The sequence below is a fragment of the Bacillus sp. GW823-FHT06B01 genome, assembly GCF_058952315.1.
This window is the reverse complement of record NZ_JBXAHR010000006.1, coordinates 185797-205258: the sequence shown is the minus strand read 5'-3', so window position 1 is coordinate 205258 and position 19462 is coordinate 185797. Positions and strand designations below refer to the sequence as shown.

Here is a 19462-nt window from a genome sequence, read left to right as displayed (position 1 = left end):
TAACAAAACGCTGTCTCTTGTATTTTGCGGGACAGCGTTTTATTATCCATTTATATGTGTAAAGTGTCATACCTTGTCCAAATGTAATAAATTAAGATGCAATTTCATGAATTTATTGTCAATTATTTTTACAATATGCATATGATAGAGTAACCAACCATTCATACGAAAAAAGCCAACACAATACAATATGTTGCAAAGTGTAAATGTGTGCAACTATGCATTGTGTTTCTTTCTTATCAACGGCTGAATATTTCTTTCTAGTATGTGAGTGGTAAAATTTTGTTTAGGATGCTCGGAGTATTATATGAAAAATGTTATATATGTTTATGGGATGAATTTCGATGGGCAGTTATCTTTCATTCTAGCTTGCACAGTATAAAACAAAATTTCTAGCTTACTGTTCATAGGGGAAGACAATTACAGTAAGGAGGGAAAGAAATGGGTGAAGAAAACCAACCAAATTATACGATTTCACAGGAAAACTGGTCCCTCCATCGCAAAGGATATGACGACCAACAACGCCATCAAGAAAAAGTACAAGAGGCAATTAAGAATAATTTACCCGATCTTGTAACAGAAGAAAGCATAGTTATGTCTAATGGTAAGGATGTTGTAAAAATACCGATTCGTTCTTTAGATGAATATAAGATTAGGTACAATTATGATAAAAACAAACACGTTGGGCAAGGAAATGGTGACAGCAAAGTTGGTGATGTCGTTGCGAGAGATGGATCAGGTGGTCAAAAGCAAAAAGGACCAGGAAAAGGGCAAGGAGCAGGGGACGCGGCTGGAGAAGATTATTATGAAGCTGAAGTCTCTATTTTAGAATTAGAGCAAGCATTTTTCAAAGAGTTAGAGCTGCCTAATTTAAAGAGAAAAGAAATAGATGAAAACCGGATTGAACATGTTGAATTTAATGACATTAGAAAGACTGGATTATGGGGAAATATCGATAAGAAACGAACGATGATATCCGCATATAAACGAAATGCGATGCGTGGTAAAGCCTCTTTTCATCCGATTCACCAAGAAGATTTAAAGTTCCGTACTTGGAATGAAGTATTAAAGCCAGATTCAAAAGCTGTTGTATTAGCGATGATGGATACGAGTGGATCGATGGGAATATGGGAAAAATATATGGCACGTAGCTTCTTTTTCTGGATGACGCGATTTCTACGAACGAAGTATGAAACAGTAGATATTGAGTTTATTGCCCATCATACGGAGGCAAAAGTAGTTCCAGAGGAAGAGTTTTTCTCAAAAGGAGAAAGTGGCGGAACGATATGTTCTTCTGTATATAAAAAAGCACTCGAGCTAATTGATAATAAATACTCACCAGACCGCTATAATATTTATCCATTCCATTTTTCAGACGGTGATAATTTAACATCAGATAATGCTAGATGTGTAAAGCTTGTCGAAGAGTTAATGAAGAAGTGTAATATGTTTGGATATGGGGAAGTGAACCAGTACAACCGCCATAGTACCCTCATGTCAGCCTATAAAAATATTAAGGATGAGAATTTTAGATATTATATTTTAAAGCAAAAAGCAGACGTATTCCATGCGATGAAGAGCTTTTTTAAAGAAGAAACCGGAGAAAAAATGGCATAACCCCCTTAAAAAGGGGTTATTTTTTTGTTAACTTTTTATTTTTTTAGTTGACAATGATAATGAAAATCATTATCATTTATTCGAGATATGATTACATTAAGATTTATATATTTTGGAGGAGATGTAAAGTTGAAAAAAAATAAAAGAAAACATATAAATGCGATGATTATCGCTGCGGCGTTATCACTTCCAATTGCTACGTATTCAACGCCTGCTTTAGCGGCAGTAGCAATTGAGGCTAATAAAAAGGGATATGCTTTAGAAGATGGTACATATGATGCTGTTATGAAAGCATATAAAGATAAAACGAATGAGGAGTCCATGGCAGCTGTTTATATAAAGGATCCTAAGTTAACGATTGAGAATGGAAAGAAAATTGTAACGGCAACGTTAAGTGATAGTGATTTCTTCAAATACTTGAAAACAGAAGATATTCATACTCCTGGTGTGTTTCATGATGTAACAGTAATATCAGAAGATAAAAAGAAAAATGGAACGAAAGTGATTCAGTTTGAAGTAGGAGAATTAGGAAAAAGATATAATATGCAAATGCATATTTATATTCCGACAATGGCCTATGATAATAAATATCAAGTGCAGTTTGAAGTAAATGCTTTAAATTTAGAAAATAATGTTCCAGAAAAGAAGAAGGAAAATAATGAAGAGCAAAAGGAAGATACGAAAAATATAATAGCCGATAACCAATTGAAGCAATACATTAATAAAAATATTTTAGGGCGTAAAGATATTAATGCGTCAATAACGAAAGTTGATGCACTACAAATTAAAGAACTAGCGGTATATGCTGGGAAAGGTATTAATAATTTAGCTGGTTTAGAGCATATGGTAAATTTGGAAACCTTTAGATTGCATGAATCTGAAGTGAGTGATTTATCGCCAATTGCTAATTTGAATAATTTGAAGTCTTTAGATCTTTTCTCTAATCGAATTGGAAATATTGAGCCAATTGCTGGGCTGAATAAAATTCAATCTCTTTCTTTAAGAGATAATAAAATTATTGATTTAAATCCATTAAGTAACTTGAAAAAAGTTAGAACATTAGATTTAGTCGGTAATAAGATTGAAGATATTAAACCATTATTTACAATGGGGTCTCTAGGTAAGTTGTATTTAGCTAATAATAATATTAGCGATTTAACAGGAATTGAACAGTTAAATAAAGTAAAAGAATTATGGATTGGAAATAATAACATTACTAATCTTGAATCTATTAGTAAAATGGAGAGCCTTACTCAGCTTGCAGTGAGAGATGCAGAAATTAAAGATATTACACCGCTAGCTAAAATGAAAAACTTACAATCACTTGATTTAGAAGAGAATTATATTTCTGATGTGTCACCACTTAGTGAACTAACTAATTTATATGAACTTAATTTAAGTGCAAATGAAATTTCTGATGTAAGACCTATTCAAGAGTTTGGAAAGCGTTTTGTAGTTAAAGTTCATAGACAAAAAGTATTTTTAAATGAAGGAGTAATAAATGAAAACATTAAGATTCCTGTATATGATTTAAACGGCGAACCACTCCAAAATATTAGATGGATAAGTGAGGGGGGAACACATAATAATGGTTTTGTAAAATGGGAAAATTCTGGAGAGAAAGTATACGAGTTCAATTTAGAAACAGGTTCTTCTAAGAATAAAGTACATTTTAATGGAACAGTTATTCAAAAAATAAGTGCTAAGCAAGCAGATGTAAGTGTTATTACAGATAAAAAACTAAGAGAGTATATTAATAAACATAGTTTAGGTAGAACAGACTTGAATACTCCTATCACGAAAGAAGATTTATTAAGGGTTAAAACATTAAAGATAATGGATGGACAGAACAATGGAATAAAAGATTTATCTGGATTAGAGTATATGGAAAATTTAGAAGATCTGACATTGGAAAAGTTTGAGTTGAAAAACATAGAATTTATCTCGAATTTGAAAAACTTGAAGTCAGTGGATTTATCAAATAATAAAATAGAAAATTTAGAGCCGTTAGCTAAGTTGGAAAAGCTTGTAGTATTAAATATAAGCAACAATAACAACCAAAATATAAAACCATTATTTACATTAAATTCATTGAAGAAGTTAAATGTTTCAGCCAATAAAATTAATAATGAATCTCTTCAAGGTATACAGGAATTCAAAAATTTAGGGATACTAATAATAAACAATAATGACATTAGTAGCTTGGAAGAAATTAGTGGGATAACTAAAATGGACGAATTAGAAATTAAAGGTAATAAAATAGTGGATGTAACTCCATTAACTAAAGCTAAAGAATTAAGATTTTTAGATTTGTCAGATAATAAAATTAAAGATATAACAGTTTTTAGTTCTATGTTAGATCTTTTTAAATTAAAACTGGCTGGAAATGAAATTCGTGATATAAAACCAATTATTCAATTATCTCAGTGGATTACAATTGATCTTAGAAGACAAAAAATTATGCTAGAAGATGCTCAAGTGAATCAAGAAGTGAAAATTCCTGTTTCTGATGTGGAAGATAATCCTCTTGAGGATATTACACTGAAAAGTGAAGGCGGAACATTCAATGAAGAAGAAGGGACAATTGTGTGGAGTACCCCAGGAGAGAAAAAATATGAGTTTGCTTTTGATGGAACGAGTTATTATGGGCTTGGCATATGGTTCAGCGGTGAAGTAACTCAAAATATTGTAGAAAAAATTGAGTCGCCGGAAACAGAAGTAGAAAAGCCGAAAGAAGAAACAAGTAAACCAGAAACAGAGGTAGAAAAGCCGAAAGAAGAAACAAGTAAACCAGAAACAGAAGTAGAAAAGCCAAAAGAAGAAACAAGTAAACCAGAAACAGAAGTAGAAAAGCCGAAAGAAGAAACAAGTAAGCCAGAGGCAGAAGTAGAGAAGCCGAAAGAAGAAACAAGTAAACCAGAAACAGAAGTAGAAAAGCCGAAAGAAGAAACAAGTAAACCAGAAACAGAAGTAGAAAAGCCGAAAGAAGAAACAAGTAAGCCAGAAGCGGAAGTAGAAAAGCCGAAAGAAGAAGTAAGCGAACCTATAACAGAAGGTGAAAATGTAAACGAGCCAGAAGCCAATGTTGAGAAACAAACAGAAGGCTCAAATGAACTAGAAACAGCTACTGTTCAGAAAAATAAAGCGGTACAAGAACCTGCACAAGCACAAGAAGTAGTGAATCAACTAGCGAAAGAAAATGTGTCAAATAAACAAGTTCATAGTAAAAAAGAAGAAAGTAAGAAATCTTTAGCAGCAACAGGTGGCCAAGAAAGTAATGTATCTCTATTTGGTGGCTTAGCATTAGTTTTATCTGCACTGAGTATGTTTGTGTTTAGAAAAAATATATTTAAAAAATAAATAACGTTTTATTTTATTATATGATTTTTTAGAAGGTGTTATCATAGCGATTTCATTTTGAAATGTGCTTATGATAATGCCTTTTTATGGTAGAAGGATATGAATGGAAAAAGTGTAAATATATTAGAGAAGGAGGAGAGGGTATGCATATTAGTTCTATGTTAAAAATTGAAGAGATTGCATTATTTATTGCAAGTATGAATAAGGATGCTATTCATCATGTTGGTTATTGTGGAGATGAGAAAAAGGAGGTGTTACATACGATTCTTCATGATTTTTCTGATATAGGATGGGAAAGATCTTTTGTTGTTACTTATGAGGACAATAAAATAATTGGTGTATTGGGATTTGATGTGGATGAAGTAAAGAAATGTGCAGAAATATGGGGACCGTTTATTAAAGCAGAGAATTGGGAAGAAGTTGCTTTACATATGTGGAAGGAACTTATAGAAAAGGTACCGTTTCATATTGGAAAATTTTATGGTTTTTATCACGTGGAAAATAATAATTGTACTCGTTTAATGAAGGATTTACATGCTAAAGAACAAGAGCGACATAGTATTTTTAGGCTAAGTAATAGTGGTGTGAAACAACATACTATATGTAATGTGGAAGAAGCTTTACCAAAAGTATTTGAGCAGTTTATCTCTTTACACAATCATATTTTTCCTAATACATATTATGAAGGGTATGAAATTATTGAACGTTTAAGCAATACGAATAAATTATTTGTAAGTATGAAGAATGACAGGTTAGAAGGTTATGTATATGTTGAAGTAAATCCGGAGTTTCACGAAGCGAATATTGAATTTATTGCAACCGCTGAAAATAGTAGAAGAAAAGGTGTCGGAGAGCGGTTATTACAAGGGGTAATTCAGTATATTTTCTCCTTCCAAGAGATGAAAGAGATAGAACTATGTTTGAATACGAATAATGATCGTGCGATGAAGTTGTACAAGAAAGTAGGTTTTGAGGAGAAGGCATGTTTACAACACTATATAATAGAGTAAAAAACCGATTCATATGAAAATGATATTTCATATGAATCGGTTTTATTAATCTACTTTTTCCTCATTCATCACGGATTTAGAAAAAATTTGAGGTGCTAATCGTTACATAACCTTCTTTATTTTTTGCGGAACTTCTTTTGCTTGTAAATTAACATCTTCTTTTCGAAGCTCCTTAAAGAGCGAAATGACCATAAGAACAACTACGATAGAAAATGGTAGCGCAGCAATTATAGCTGCTATTTGCAGCGCATTTAATCCTCCAGCTTGTAATAAAATAGCAGCAATTATTGCGATTGTTAATCCCCATATAAGTTTTAAACTATTTTTCGGTGATAAGCTTCCGTTACTCGTTTGCATTGAAACAACAAATGTTGCCGAGTCAGCAGAAGTAACGAAAAATGTGGCTACTAAAATTAACCCGATAATTGTTAAAAATGTAGAGAACGGTAGGTGTGAAATAACAGCAAATAATCCAATCTCTGTACCATTTTTTGCGATTTCATCAGCTATACCAAGCGATTGGAACATTTCCATATGGATAGCGGTACCGCCAAATACTGCAAACCAAAATGTACAGATAAGAGTTGGGACTAATACAACTCCAATAATAAATTCTTTTATTGTGCGCCCTTTAGAAATACGAGCGATGAATGTACCGACGAATGGAGACCAAGAGATCCACCATCCCCAATAGAAAATAGTCCAGTTTTCAATCCAAGAAGAAGATTTTTCATTAAATGCTCCTAAATTTAATCCCATACTAGGTAAAGCTCCGATATAAGAACCGAGTGTAGATGTGAAATATTTCATAATAAATACAGTTGGTCCTAAAAGTAAAAAGGAGACGAGTAATATACCTGCAAGAGAGAAATTTAAGTTACTCAAATATTTAATCCCACGATCTAAGCCTGTTTGTGCACTTGTTAAATATAAAACAGCGAAGATGGCGATAAGTACGAGTTGTGTAAGTACAGTGTTATGAATAGAAGGGAATAAATAGCTTAATCCTCCGGCGATTTGTTGAGAACCAATCCCAACAGATGGCACAATACCGAATACTGTGGCTAAAACAGCCAAAATATCGACTGTTTTTCCGATAGGAGAATTTTTCGATCGATTAAATAATGGAGTAACTGTAGCTCCAATTGTGCTACCTTTTTGTTTGCGGAATGTGAAATATGCAATTGTTAAAGCAACCATCGCGTATAGTGACCACGGAAAGAGTCCCCAGTGGAAAAATGAATATTGCATAGCGAGTTTGGCGCTTTCCTCTGTACCTGCTTTTCCTGTTAATGGATCTGTAAAATGTGAAATCGGTTCAGTGATTCCATAAAAGAGCAGTCCAATTCCCATTCCTGCTCCAAACAACATGGATAGCCAAGATGGATAACTATACTGTGGTTTTTCTCCATCTTTACCAAGACGAATAGAACCGTACTTAGAAAATGCTAAATAAGTGGCTAAAATAATCATTGCGGTCATAAGTAGAGAGTAAAACCATCCAAATTTATTGAGGATAAATGAGTTTAAGGAAGATGTAACACTTTGCAAATCATAGCCTTGTATCCAACTTGCCGGGGTAATTCCCCATATGATGAATAATGTTGTTAGCAAGATGGAGATATAAAATACACTGTTTTCTTTTTTTATCATAGAATCCCACCTTTGTTTAATAAAGTTAACAATTATATTAACTATAACAATTAAAAGATTAATTGTCAAAAAATTCGATTTTTATCTTGTGTAAAAGGACAGTTTAATCGCTATGGATTCATAATTATTGGAGGTTAGATAAAGGTAAGTCTGTTCACGATATGTACAAAATATAGGAAGAAATAATATGAAATATTGCATTTTATATTGTTGTATCTAGATTTTATGTTAAATTCTTCAAGGGAATATATAAATAGGGGGCAATGATATGAACAAGAAATCAAAGATTAATAAAGTGATGCTTAGTATTAGTACAATGGCGCTATCGTTAGGAGCAATTCAAACGAATGTATCAGCAGAAGAAAAGGTGCCATACAATGTATTGCATTCGAAACCAGTTGGGATTGAAAAACCAGTAGATGAGATTGGACATGTTTCTAAAGCAGAGGAAACATTATCGTTTCAAGAACGGTTAAAAGTAGGAGACTTTTCGCAGCGACCAGCATCTATTATGAAGAGCTCAGAAATAAAGCAAATGAAAGAAAGCTATTCAATGGCTGATTTAAACAAAATGAATAATCAAGAATTAGTTGAAACGCTAGGAAGTATTAAATGGAATCAAATTACAGACTTATTCCAGTTCAATGAAGATGCAAAGGCTTTTTATAAAGATAAAGGGAAAATGCAAGCAGTTATAGACGAATTAGCTCATCGAGGTAGTACGTTTACGAAAGATGATTCAAAAGGAATTCAAACGTTTACGGAAGTGTTACGTTCAGCTTTTTATCTTGCATTTTACAATAATGAATTAAGCGATTTAAATGAGAGAAGCTTCCAGGATAAATGTTTACCTGCTTTAAAAGCAATTGCAACCAATCCAAACTTTAAGCTTGGTACATATGAGCAAGATGCAGTCGTATCTGCATACGGTAAATTAATTAGTAATGCTTCAAGTGATGTGGAAACAGTTCAATACGCATCGAATATTTTAAAACAATACAATGATAATCTTCATACGTATGTAGACGATCGTATGAAAGGGCAAGCTGTATACGATATGATGCAAGGTATTGATTATGATATGCAATCTTATTTATTTGAAACTCGTAAAGAGGCAAAAGATACAATGTGGTACGGGAAAGTAGATGGATTTATTAATGAAATAAATCGTATCGCTCTTCTAAATGAAGTAACACCAGAAAATAAGTGGCTCGTTAATAATGGAATTTATTTTGCTAGTCGTTTAGGGAAGTTTCATAGTAATCCAAATAAAGGTTTAGAGGTTGTTACACAAGCAATGCATATGTACCCGCGTTTAAGTGAGCCGTATTTTGTTGCAGTAGAACAAATTACAACAAATTATAACGGAAAAGATTATAGCGGTAATACGGTAGATTTAGAGACGATACGTAAAGAAGGAAAAGAACAGTACTTACCAAAAACGTATACATTCGACGATGGATCTATCGTATTTAAAACAGGAGATAAAGTATCAGAAGAAAAAATTAAGAGACTATACTGGGCTGCAAAGGAAGTAAAAGCACAGTATCATCGTGTAATTGGGAATGACAAAGCATTAGAGCCAGGTAATGCAGACGACGTATTAACGATAGTAATCTATAATACTCCAGACGAATATCAGTTAAACAGACAATTGTATGGGTATGAAACAAACAACGGTGGCATTTATATAGAAGAAACAGGTACATTCTTTACATATGAGCGTACGCCAGAACAAAGTATTTATAGTTTAGAAGAGTTATTCCGTCATGAGTTTACTCATTATCTTCAAGGGAGATTTGAAGTGCCAGGTTTATTTGGAAGAGGAGATATGTATCAAAATGAGAGATTAACTTGGTTCCAAGAAGGAAATGCAGAATTTTTCGCAGGATCTACTCGTACAAATAATGTAGTGCCGAGAAAGAGCATCATTAGTGGATTATCATCTGATCCTGCAAGCCGTTATACAGCAGAGCGCACATTATTTGCTAAATATGGTTCTTGGGATTTCTATAATTACTCGTTCGCATTGCAATCTTATTTATATACACATCAATTTGAAACATTTGATAAAATTCAAGATTTAATTCGTGCAAATGACGTGAAAAATTATGATGCCTATCGTGAGAATTTAAGTAAAGATTCTAAACTAAATAAAGAGTATCAAGAGTATATGCAACAGCTAATTGATAATCAAGATAAATATAATGTACCGGAAGTAGCAGAGGATTATTTAGCTGAACATGCACCAAAATCGTTAAGAGCAGTAGAGAAAGAAATTAGTGATACGTTGCCGATGAAAGAGGCAAAAATGACAAAACATAGCTCCCAATTCTTTAATACATTTACATTAGAAGGTACATTTACAGGTAGTGTAACGAAAGGTGAGTCAGAAGACTGGAATGAAATGAGTAAACGAGTAAATGAGGCACTAGAACAACTGGCGCAAAAAGAATGGAGTGGCTACAAAACTGTTACAGCATACTTCGTCAATTATCGTGTGAATAGTTCAAATGAATTTGAATATGATGTAGTCTTCCATGGTATCGCAAAAGATGATGGAGAAAATAAAGCTCCAACGGTTAATATAAATGGACCTTATAATGGGCTTGTAAAAGAAGGAATTCAATTTAAAAGTGATGGCTCAAATGATGAAGATGGAAAAATTGTTTCTTATTTATGGGAATTTGGAGATGGTAGCACAAGTGCAGAAGTTAATCCAATACATGCATATGAAAGAGAAGGAATTTATAAAGTAGCGTTAAGAGTAAAAGATGATAAAGGCAAAGAGAGCAGAAACGAAACCACTGTTACGATTAAAGATGGAAGTTTAACAGAATTAGAACCAAATAATCGTCCAGAGGAAGCGAATCGTATTGGGCTAAACACTACTATAAAAGGTAGCCTTATCGGTGGAGATCATACCGATGTTTATACATTTAATGTAGCATCAACGAAAAATATCGATATTTCCGTTTTAAATGAGTATGGAATCGGGATGACATGGGTGCTTCACCATGAATCAGATATGCAAAATTATGCCGCTTACGGTCAAGCTAATGGAAATCATATAGAGGCAAAATTTAATGCAAAACCAGGTAAGTATTATTTGTATGTATATAAATATGATAATGGCGATGGAACGTACGAATTATCAGTAAAATAAGTGCTTTCCAATGTATGTTTAACTTTACTTTTTGTGGAAAATAGTATATTATATAGATATATAATATATCGGTTATTTACTAGGAGGAGCCTGTCACAATAGGTTTCTCCTGTTCTTTTTTATGGGCCTGTCTTACAGGCTTTTCTTTAAAGGGTAAATAACTGAAAATTAAGAACTATAATCTTTGAAAGAGGTGGGGCATACACATAACAAAAAAGGGATTGTTTAAGAGAGGGGGATAAGAAATGGCTTTGTTTGGTTATCCACTTGAAACAATTTATTTATACGGGTTTATTATTGCTACTATACTCACTGTTATTTATATCTTTTTTGGAGATATATTTGAATCCATATTTAGTTTTGGAGGCGGATCTGTATCCGTTGTTACTTTATTACTTAGTTTTTTCGCCATGTTATGTGGACTTAGTTATATAGGAGAATATTTATTTTCCTTTAATAGCATTCTTATTTTCGGGTCTGCATTTGCTATATCCTTTATTGGTGTTTTCATAATGAAAATATTAATTTTAAAGCCGATTGCAGAAGCAGAACAAAACACCGTGCAGCGCATGGATGAATTTATTGGTTGTAAGGGAGAGGTCATTACAACAATTCCTACAGAAGGATTTGGAGAAGTATTAATCTCCTCCCAATTTGGAAGTAATGCAATTCCAGCTAAAACAATTGGGAAAAAAGATATTTCACAAGGAACTGAAGTTATTATCGAGGGAGTCCAAGATGGTGTTCTGCTTGTACAGAACATCGCTTATTCTTTAAAGAAACCAAAATTATAAGGGGGAATTTACATGACGATTCCATTAATTATCGGTGGAGTATTACTCGCAATTTTAATTCTACTCATTTTAGTATTCATTACAAAGTATCGAACAGTTGGACCAGATGAAGCATTAATTGTTACTGGAAACTGGCTTGGTGGCGGGAAAAATGTAGTTACTACTGATGATGGAAAGAAGATTAAGATTATTCGTGGCGGCGGTACTTTCGTAGTTCCGATTATGCAAAGAGCAGAGCCTTTAAGTCTATTAAACTACAAATTAGAAGTGGGAACACGTGATACGTATACGAAACAAGGTGTACCGATTACAGTAAATGGTGTTTCTATTATTAAAGTAGGGTCTACCATTGAAGAAGTTTCTACAGCAGCTGAACAATATTTAGGAAAAGAAACAGAAGAGTTGAAAATAGAAGCAAAAGAAGTTTTAGAAGGGCATCTACGTGCTATTTTATCTTCTATGACAGTAGAAGATGCCTATAGTAATAGAGAGCAATTTGCTCAAAAGGTACATGAAGTAGCTTCTACAGATTTAAAGAAGATGGGACTTCGCATCGTTTCCTTTACAATTAAAGAAATCATGGATAAGAATGGTTACTTAGATGCACTTGGTCAGCCACAAATTGCGATGGTTAAGCGTGATGCAACAGTTGCAAATGCAGAGCGTGAAAAAGAGGCGCGAATTGAAAAAGCTCGTGCTGAGAAAGAAGCGAAAGAAGCTGAGTATCAACGTGATGCACAAATCGCTGAAGCTGAAAAACATAAAGAGTTAAAAGTACAATCTTATAAGAGAGACCAAGAACAAGCTCGCGCAGATGCAGATCTTTCCTATGAATTACAACAAGCAAAAGCGCAACAAGGTGTTACAGAAGAGCAAATGCGCGTTAAAATCATTGAGCGTGAAAAGCAAATTGAATTAGAAGAAAAGGAGATTGCGCGTCGTGAAAAGCAATATGATGCAGAAGTAAAGAAAAAGGCAGATGCAGATCGCTATGCTGTTGAACAATCAGCAGAAGCAGAAAAAGTAAAACAAATGAAAAAAGCAGATGCAGATCAATATAAAATTGAAGCGGAAGCAAGAGCACGTGCAGAAGAAGTTCGTGTAGAAGGTTTAGCGAAGGCGGAAATCGAAAAAGCGCAAGGTCAAGCAAAAGCAGAAGTACAAAAAGCACAAGGTACAGCGGAAGCAGATGTTATCAGATTAAAAGGTTTAGCAGAAGCGGAAGCGAAACAAAAAATTGCAGAGGCATTTGAGCTATATGGTCAAGCGGCAATTATGGATATGGTTCTTAAAATGCTTCCAAGTTATGCGAAGGAAATTGCAAGCCCGCTTAGCAACATTGATAAGATTACAGTTGTCGATACAGGCGGTGGTGGTAAAAATAGCGGCGCCGGAAAAGTTGCAGGTTATGCGACTGATTTAATGGCAACGATGCAAGAAACATTAAAAGCGTCTTCTGGCATTGATTTAAAAGAGCTATTAGAAGGATTTGCAGGAAAAGGAGCGGTACAACAATTATCAAACGATAAACCTGTTGTATCCGTAGTAGAAGACGAGAAAAAAGAAGTAGAAAAAGATAAAGAATAGTAAAGTGGAAGGAACCTCTAGTAAGTAAGATACTAGAGGTTCTTCTGTGAATTGTAATATTTCGAATAATATACATTTTTATATATTGTTTTAATTATTTAATTTATATAGAATGAAAAAGGTATGTATCAACTCTTCAATAGAGAAAGAGATAGAGAGTCACATTGATACATTTGAATCGTATGATTTATATAAAGAAATTAAATGTAAAACAATTACATTTAAAACGGTATGGAGGGGTAGAAATATGTTTCAAGGAAAATTAAGAAGTAGTAGTTTAAAAGCAAAGTTACTTGTGTCATTTGTTATCATTTTAATTCTTCCAAGTATTGTAATTGGTTGGACGTCTTATCAGCAAGCGAAGACAAACTTTAATGAGACGATTTCACAATCGGCGAAAGATAATATAAAAATTTTGGATAATGTAATTAATAAGGAATTGGATAGTAAAAAAGTAGATGCAGTTTATTTTACAAAATTATTTACACAATCAAGTTACCAAACGGATCAAATACAAAATATCCAAAATAAACTAGAAGAATATAATAAGTTACATCCAGAACTGGAAGCCATCTATACTGGATCCAGCAATGGGCAATTTATTCAATCACCGTCTATTCAAATGCCAGAAGGATATAATCCTACAGAAAGAGATTGGTATAAAGAGGCAGTGAAAAAAAGTGGAGAAGTAATTATTACAGCTCCATATAAATCAAAAACGACAGGAAATATTGTTATTACAATAGCAAAACAAAATGAGGATAAGAGCGGTGTTCTCGGTATTGATTTAATTATTAATGATATCGTAAATACTTCAAAGATGGTTAATATCGGTAAAAAGGGATATGTAGCAATTTTTGATCAAGATAAAAATGTGGTAGCGCATCCAACGATGAAGCCAGGGGATAAGGTAGAAGAGAAGCTCGAAAAAGAGTTGTACAAACAAGAAACAGGTGATTTTAATTTCACATTAGATGGTGAAGATCGTCATATCACTTTTAAAACAAATAAGATAACTGGATGGAAAATAGCAGGAATTATGCCTTCAAACGAAATTATTGAAGCAGCTGAACCTATTTTCTATAAAACGATAACTGTTATTGGTATTTCATTAATAATTGGCGGAATTTTAATTTACTTCATAATTGCTTCTATTATTAAACCGTTAAAACAACTTGTTATATCATCGAAAAAGATTAGTGAAGGCGATTTAACAGAATCAATTACAGTTCATTCTAAAGATGAAATTGGACAGCTAGGAGAAAGCTTTAACGAGATGGCAGCATCATTACAGAATGTCATTTCCAATATAAATACTTCAGCAGGTCATGTAGCGGCATCTTCAGAAGAATTAACAGCTAGTATGAAGCAGACGAGTGAAGCAACGGAACAAATTACACAAGCGATAGAGCAAGTGTCGAGTGGAGCGGAAATACAAACGAAAGAAGTCGAAGAAGGCGCAACATTATTAGAAGAAGTTACAGAAGGAATTCAACGTGTGGCAGACAGTTCTTCATTAGTATCCACAGCATCTATGTATACGAAGAAAAAGGCTGAAGATGGTGGGAAGTTAGTTGAACAAACGGTGAATCAAATGCAATTAATCCATGAGTCTGTTTCAAAATCAGATAAAGTGATTGTGTTGTTAGATGATAAATCGAAACAAATTGGAGCAATCCTTGAGGTAATTCAACATATTGCAGAGCAGACAAATTTATTAGCATTAAATGCTGCAATTGAGGCTGCGAGAGCTGGAGAACAAGGAAGAGGATTTGCAATTGTAGCAGATGAAGTACGAAAATTAGCTGAGCAATCAGGACAGTCTTCTACGGAAATTGGAAAACTAGTGAAAGAGATCCAATTTGATATAAAGGAAACGGTAAGTTCTATGAAGCGAGTTGGGACAGAAGTACAATCAGGGCTTGTAGTTGCAAATGAAACGAAGCAAAGCTTTGCTGAAATATTGAAGTCTACAGATGATACAGTTGTACAAATTGATAGTATGGTAGAAGTAGCAAAGCAAATGACAGTAGATGCAAAACAAGTTAGTGCATCTATTAATGAAATTGCAGCTACAATTGAAGAAAATGCAGCAAGCGTTCAAAATATTGCTGGTTCTTCAGAAGAACAATTAGCTTCAGTAGATGAAATCAATGCAGCAGCAGTTCATTTATCGCAAATGGCAGAAGAATTACAAGAGATGATTGGGAAATTTAAAGTATAATAAAAAAGAAACGAGGTAGTAATTGTACCTCGTTTCTTTTTTTATCCCACTATTTGTGGGTTGATTAAAGTTTCAGTTTATGAAGATAAAAATAAAGAAATATAGAGTAACCGTGTTATGATTAGGTAAAATTATAAAAGACTGTATTTTCGTTAAATTCTATCTTTAATTATGTTAGGGGAATGGTTTTGAGGCTTAAAAAATTAAAACTACAACCAAGAATTACATTAACAATTAGTACACTTATTCTAGTTGTACTTCTGTTAACGAGTTATTTATTTTATTATATATTGTCTGAAACGGTAGAAGAGCAAATTGGGAAACGGGCTTTGCATGTTGCAAAAACAGTTGCTGCTATACCTGAAATAACGGAAGCTTTTCAAAAAGAAAATCCAGCTTCTATTATTCAGCCAATTGCAGAAAAAATTCGAATTGATACAGATGCTGATTTTATTGTAGTTGGAAACAAAGAGGGGATTCGATATGCACATCCTAAGCGAGATAAAATAGGAGAAGCAATGGTTGGTGGAGATAATAAAGGAGTTCTATTAGAAGGAAAATCTTATATTTCGAAAGCAACTGGATCATTAGGTCCTTCATTACGCGGCAAAGTTCCAATCCGTAATCAGGAAAATGAAATTATAGGCGTGGTGTCTGTTGGATTCTCAATGAATGATATTCATGGAGCGGTAGAAGTATATGGAAAGCGTGTATTTTGGATTACAGTAATAGGTCTTTTAATCGGGATAATTGGTTCTATATATTTAGCCGGAAGTATAAAAAGAATGATGTTTGGGATGGAGCCAGAAGAAATTTCATCTTTATATGAAGAGCATAGTACAGTGATTCAATCTGTACGTGAAGGGATTATTGTCATTGATCACAATGGCATGATTAGTTTAGTCAATCAAGCGGCTTATGATATTCTTTCGTTAGATGAACAGCGTAATATTATTGGAGAATTTATTTTAAATGTAATTCCTAATTCAACGATACTAGATGTACTTCAAACTGGTGAAGAACAGTTTGATCGTCAATTAAATATAAAAGGGCAGGCTGTTATTGCGAACCGTCTACCTATTAAAGTGAAAAATAAAGTAACTGGCGTTGTATCGAGCTTACGTTTGAAATCTGAAATGGATCAGTTAACAGCAGAGTTATCTCAGACGAAGCAATATACAGAGGCATTACGAGCGCAAACGCATGAATATAACAATTTGTTGTATACGCTTTCAGGTCTTATCCAGTTAGAATCATATGAAGATGCTTTAGAGCTTATTCATAAGGAAACAGCGGTATATCAAGATTTTGTTCAATTTATTATGAAGCGAATTCAAAATCCATGGTTAGGTGGAATTTTAATTGGATTCTATAATAGAGCGCGAGAGTTAAAGATTGATTTTATGCTAGATCGAGAAAGTAGCTTAGATAAATTAAGCCCGCATATTGAGAGTAATTACGTCGTTTCTATTTTAGGAAATTTAATTACGAATGCATTTGAAGCAATTGAAAGAAATGAAGAGAATGATAAGAAGGTAAGGATGTTTGTAACTGATATTGGAGCAGAAATAGTAATTGAAGTGGAAGATTCAGGACAAGGGATTCATGATGAAGTCATTACTAGCATATTTTATAAAGGCTTCTCTACGAAAGAAGGCGGGAAACGAGGATATGGATTAGCAAAAGTGAAAGAGTTAGTAGAAGATTTAAATGGAAGTATTGCAATCGAAAAAGGGGATTTAGGTGGTGCATTATTTATTATTGCATTACCAAAAGAGAGAGGCGAATTGTAATGGGTGAGGAGATTGAAGTATTGATTGTAGAAGATGATATTCGAATTGCGGACATTCATCGTCGTTTTACTGAAAAGATTGAGGGATTTAAAGTAATTGGAACAGCAACGACTGGAGAACAAGCGAAAGAATGGCTAGAGTTTGTGAAGCCACAACTCGTTTTATTAGACGTGTACTTACCTGATATGCAAGGAACGGAACTTGTCACATATATTAGGCATAATTTGCATGATACAGATATTATTATGATTACAGCTGCATCGGAAACAGATGTGGTGAGGCACGCTCTACGAGGCGGAGTAACAGATTATATCGTAAAGCCACTTATGTTTGATCGATTTAGGGCGAGTTTGGAAAGTTACCAAAAAAAGATTGTGCAGTTAAAGAAAACTAATCAATTATCTATAGAGCAAATTGAACATTTATGGTCTCAAAGAGGCGTAAAGGGAAATGAAATAGAATATGCCCCGAAAGGGATCGATCCTTTAACTTTAGCAAAAATAAAAAAGCATATGTTAACAGTTGATGAAGAAGGTATTACGGCAGAAGTGTTAAGCTCAATGGTTGGGGTAAGCCGATCAACAGCGAGGCGCTATTTAGAGTATTTAATATCTGGAAAGAAAGTTCATGCGGAGCTTATATATGGGAGTGTAGGGAGACCAGAAAGAAGGTATTTTCTTGTTTCTTCATAACAAAAAAAACAGTAGAGAATTACATTTCTTCTACTGTTTTTTACGTCTTATATTGGAATAATTCCGATTACAATTCCCGTAATTAACATCACCATTGTCGTTCCAACAGCCCAAAGTAACGTAAAGCGTTGATGTTCACCAAAATCAACTTTGGCCATTCCGACTAATAAATAAGTGGAAGCGACGAGAGGACTTAATAAGTGAACAGGTTGCCCGAGTAATGAAGCGCGTCCCATTTCAGCTGCACTAATTCCGTAAGCAGCCGCAGCTTTCGTTAAAATAGGTAGTACCCCGAAGTAAAATGCATCATTGGACATGAAAAATGTGAACGGCATACTAAGAAGAGCTGTAATAATCGGTAGTTGTGGCCCAAGAGCGTCAGGTATAAGAGTAACTACACTTTGAGCCATTGCATCTACCATTTTTGTTCCTGATAAAATACCAGTGAAAATTCCAGCGGCAAATACGAGAGAAACAACCGCTAATACGTTTCCTGCGTGAGAAGCAATACGTTCTTTCTGTTGTTCTAAGTTCGGATAGTTAAGCATAACAGCAATAGCGAAAGCGATTGTAAATAAAACAGGTAACGGCATAACTTCTAGTATGAGACAAACAAGTAAGGTAACAGTTAATAAAAAGTTAATCCATAGAAGTTTAGGGCGTTTATGAACGGCAGCTTCTACTGTTGCAGCTTGCTCATCCATCGTTTGCATTTGTTTTAAATATTGTACATCCATAATTCCTAATCGTTTTCTTTCCTTTTTTCCAAGATAGTAAGCAACGAAAACGACCCAAATTGCACCAGCAATCATTCCTGGTATAAGTGGTGTAAAGAGCTCTGATGCGTCTAGTCCAAGAGCACTCATAACCCGAGCTGTCGGTCCGCCCCATGGTGTAAGATTTGTCACTCCTGCTCCTAACATAACAACCCCAGCTAATATAAGTGGATTCATTCCAAGGCGTTTATATAATGGGTACATTGCGGAAACCGTAATCATATACGTTGTTGTTCCATCCCCATCTAATGAAACGATAATAGTAAGAATCGCTGTACCAACAACAATTTTTAAAGGATCTCCTTTTACAAATTTTAAAATCCTACTAATGACAGGATCGAATAAACCGCTATCAATCATAATTCCAAAATACAAAATAGCAAACATAAGCATAATACCAGTAGGTGCTAGTTTTTGAATTCCTTCTAACATCATAGGTCCCATATTTGCATAAAAACCACCAATTAATGCGAAAGTAATTGGAATTAATATTAATGCTACTAGTGCCGACATACGTTTCGTCATAATTAAAAACATAAAGACAAATACCATCGCAAATCCAAGTAGTGCTAACATGTAATCTCCCCCTCAAAAATGATTGCGCTTTCAAAATGTAATGAAAATTCAGAAAAAAGTGTTTTTTATTTATCATAAAAGCATTCATTCAAATGGTAAATAATTTGAAAAATAACATCATTAGAAGCATAATTTTTATTTTGGTCATTTTGTTCACGGTAGTTAATTTGAATTTTTAAAAAGTAAGCTGCTCTCCGTAAGAATGGTAGAATAA

General features: G+C 33.8%; 11 protein-coding genes and 1 pseudogene. 10 read left to right on the top strand and 2 right to left on the bottom strand.

Features of this window, described 5'->3' with window-relative positions; all coding sequences use genetic code 11:
• Positions 1–441: 441 nt before the first annotated feature.
• The 3 genes from yhbH to AC1Q8N_RS24650 all read left to right on the top strand — a co-directional run bounded on the left by yhbH (position 442) and on the right by AC1Q8N_RS24650 (position 5987).
• Positions 442–1617 (top strand): sporulation protein YhbH, encoded by a 1176-nt coding sequence (yhbH, locus tag AC1Q8N_RS24660; RefSeq protein WP_046957378.1) that lies wholly within the window; start codon positions 442–444, stop codon positions 1615–1617.
• Between the two features lie 129 nt (positions 1618–1746).
• Positions 1747–4977, top strand: a complete 3231-nt coding sequence (locus AC1Q8N_RS24655; protein WP_493521417.1) for a leucine-rich repeat domain-containing protein — start codon at positions 1747–1749, stop codon at positions 4975–4977.
• 143 nt (positions 4978–5120) lie between these two features.
• A complete protein-coding gene (locus AC1Q8N_RS24650) occupies positions 5121–5987 on the top strand; it encodes a GNAT family N-acetyltransferase (RefSeq protein WP_098076967.1) in 867 nt (288 codons plus the stop codon).
• A gap of 102 nt (positions 5988–6089) precedes the next feature.
• On the opposite strand, the gene opuD is transcribed toward AC1Q8N_RS24650, so the two are convergent.
• A complete protein-coding gene (gene opuD / locus AC1Q8N_RS24645) occupies positions 6090–7640 on the bottom strand; it encodes a glycine betaine transporter OpuD (RefSeq protein ID WP_098076964.1) in 1551 nt (516 codons plus the stop codon).
• Between the two features lie 268 nt (positions 7641–7908).
• Here opuD and colA point away from each other — a divergent pair, with 268 nt between their 5' ends.
• From colA to AC1Q8N_RS24610, 7 genes and pseudogenes are all read left to right on the top strand, one after another.
• On the top strand, positions 7909–10806 hold the full coding sequence (colA, locus tag AC1Q8N_RS24640; protein WP_098847509.1) for a collagenase ColA: 2898 nt from the start codon (positions 7909–7911) through the stop codon (positions 10804–10806).
• A gap of 245 nt (positions 10807–11051) precedes the next feature.
• Positions 11052–11600: an NfeD family protein gene (locus tag AC1Q8N_RS24635; RefSeq protein WP_048541589.1), complete on the top strand. Its 549-nt coding sequence runs from the start codon at positions 11052–11054 to the stop codon at positions 11598–11600.
• Positions 11601–11612: 12 nt separating this feature from the next.
• Entirely contained in the window at positions 11613–13187 is a 1575-nt protein-coding gene (gene floT / locus AC1Q8N_RS24630; protein ID WP_048541591.1) for a flotillin lipid rafts scaffold protein FloT, read from the top strand.
• Positions 13188–13299: 112 nt separating this feature from the next.
• Positions 13300–14469 (top strand): annotated as a pseudogene (locus tag AC1Q8N_RS24625) (HAMP domain-containing protein); the annotation flags it as partial.
• Positions 14464–15411 (top strand): methyl-accepting chemotaxis protein, encoded by a 948-nt coding sequence (locus tag AC1Q8N_RS24620; RefSeq protein ID WP_493521418.1) that lies wholly within the window; start codon positions 14464–14466, stop codon positions 15409–15411. The pseudogene AC1Q8N_RS24625 and the gene AC1Q8N_RS24620, both read left to right, overlap by 6 nt.
• Before the next feature lie 182 nt (positions 15412–15593).
• On the top strand, positions 15594–17204 hold the full coding sequence (locus AC1Q8N_RS24615; RefSeq protein WP_493521416.1) for an ATP-binding protein: 1611 nt from the start codon (positions 15594–15596) through the stop codon (positions 17202–17204).
• Positions 17204–17896, top strand: a complete 693-nt coding sequence (locus AC1Q8N_RS24610) for a response regulator (protein ID WP_000503457.1) — start codon at positions 17204–17206, stop codon at positions 17894–17896. Before AC1Q8N_RS24615 ends, AC1Q8N_RS24610 begins: the two co-directional genes overlap by 1 nt.
• Before the next feature lie 47 nt (positions 17897–17943).
• Here the strand turns inward: AC1Q8N_RS24610 and AC1Q8N_RS24605 are convergent, their stop codons facing one another.
• Complete coding sequence (locus AC1Q8N_RS24605; protein ID WP_000880452.1) at positions 17944–19248, bottom strand: CitMHS family transporter; 1305 nt, start codon at positions 19246–19248, stop codon at positions 17944–17946.
• Positions 19249–19462 lie beyond the last annotated feature (214 nt).

Bases quoted from the DNA above. Each gene is read 5' to 3' on its own strand.
- yhbH (WP_046957378.1), top strand. From the start codon at position 442: ATGGGTGAAGAAAACCAACCAAATTATACGATTTCACAGGAAAACTGG.
- AC1Q8N_RS24650 (WP_098076967.1), top strand. From the start codon at position 5,121: ATGCATATTAGTTCTATGTTAAAAATTGAAGAGATTGCATTATTTATT.
- opuD (WP_098076964.1), bottom strand. From the start codon at position 7,640: ATGATAAAAAAAGAAAACAGTGTATTTTATATCTCCATCTTGCTAACA.
- colA (WP_098847509.1), top strand. From the start codon at position 7,909: ATGAACAAGAAATCAAAGATTAATAAAGTGATGCTTAGTATTAGTACA.
- AC1Q8N_RS24635 (WP_048541589.1), top strand. From the start codon at position 11,052: ATGGCTTTGTTTGGTTATCCACTTGAAACAATTTATTTATACGGGTTT.
- floT (WP_048541591.1), top strand. From the start codon at position 11,613: ATGACGATTCCATTAATTATCGGTGGAGTATTACTCGCAATTTTAATT.
- AC1Q8N_RS24620 (WP_493521418.1), top strand. From the start codon at position 14,464: ATGGCAGCATCATTACAGAATGTCATTTCCAATATAAATACTTCAGCA.
- AC1Q8N_RS24615 (WP_493521416.1), top strand. From the start codon at position 15,594: ATGGTTTTGAGGCTTAAAAAATTAAAACTACAACCAAGAATTACATTA.
- AC1Q8N_RS24610 (WP_000503457.1), top strand. From the start codon at position 17,204: ATGGGTGAGGAGATTGAAGTATTGATTGTAGAAGATGATATTCGAATT.
- AC1Q8N_RS24605 (WP_000880452.1), bottom strand. From the start codon at position 19,248: ATGTTAGCACTACTTGGATTTGCGATGGTATTTGTCTTTATGTTTTTA.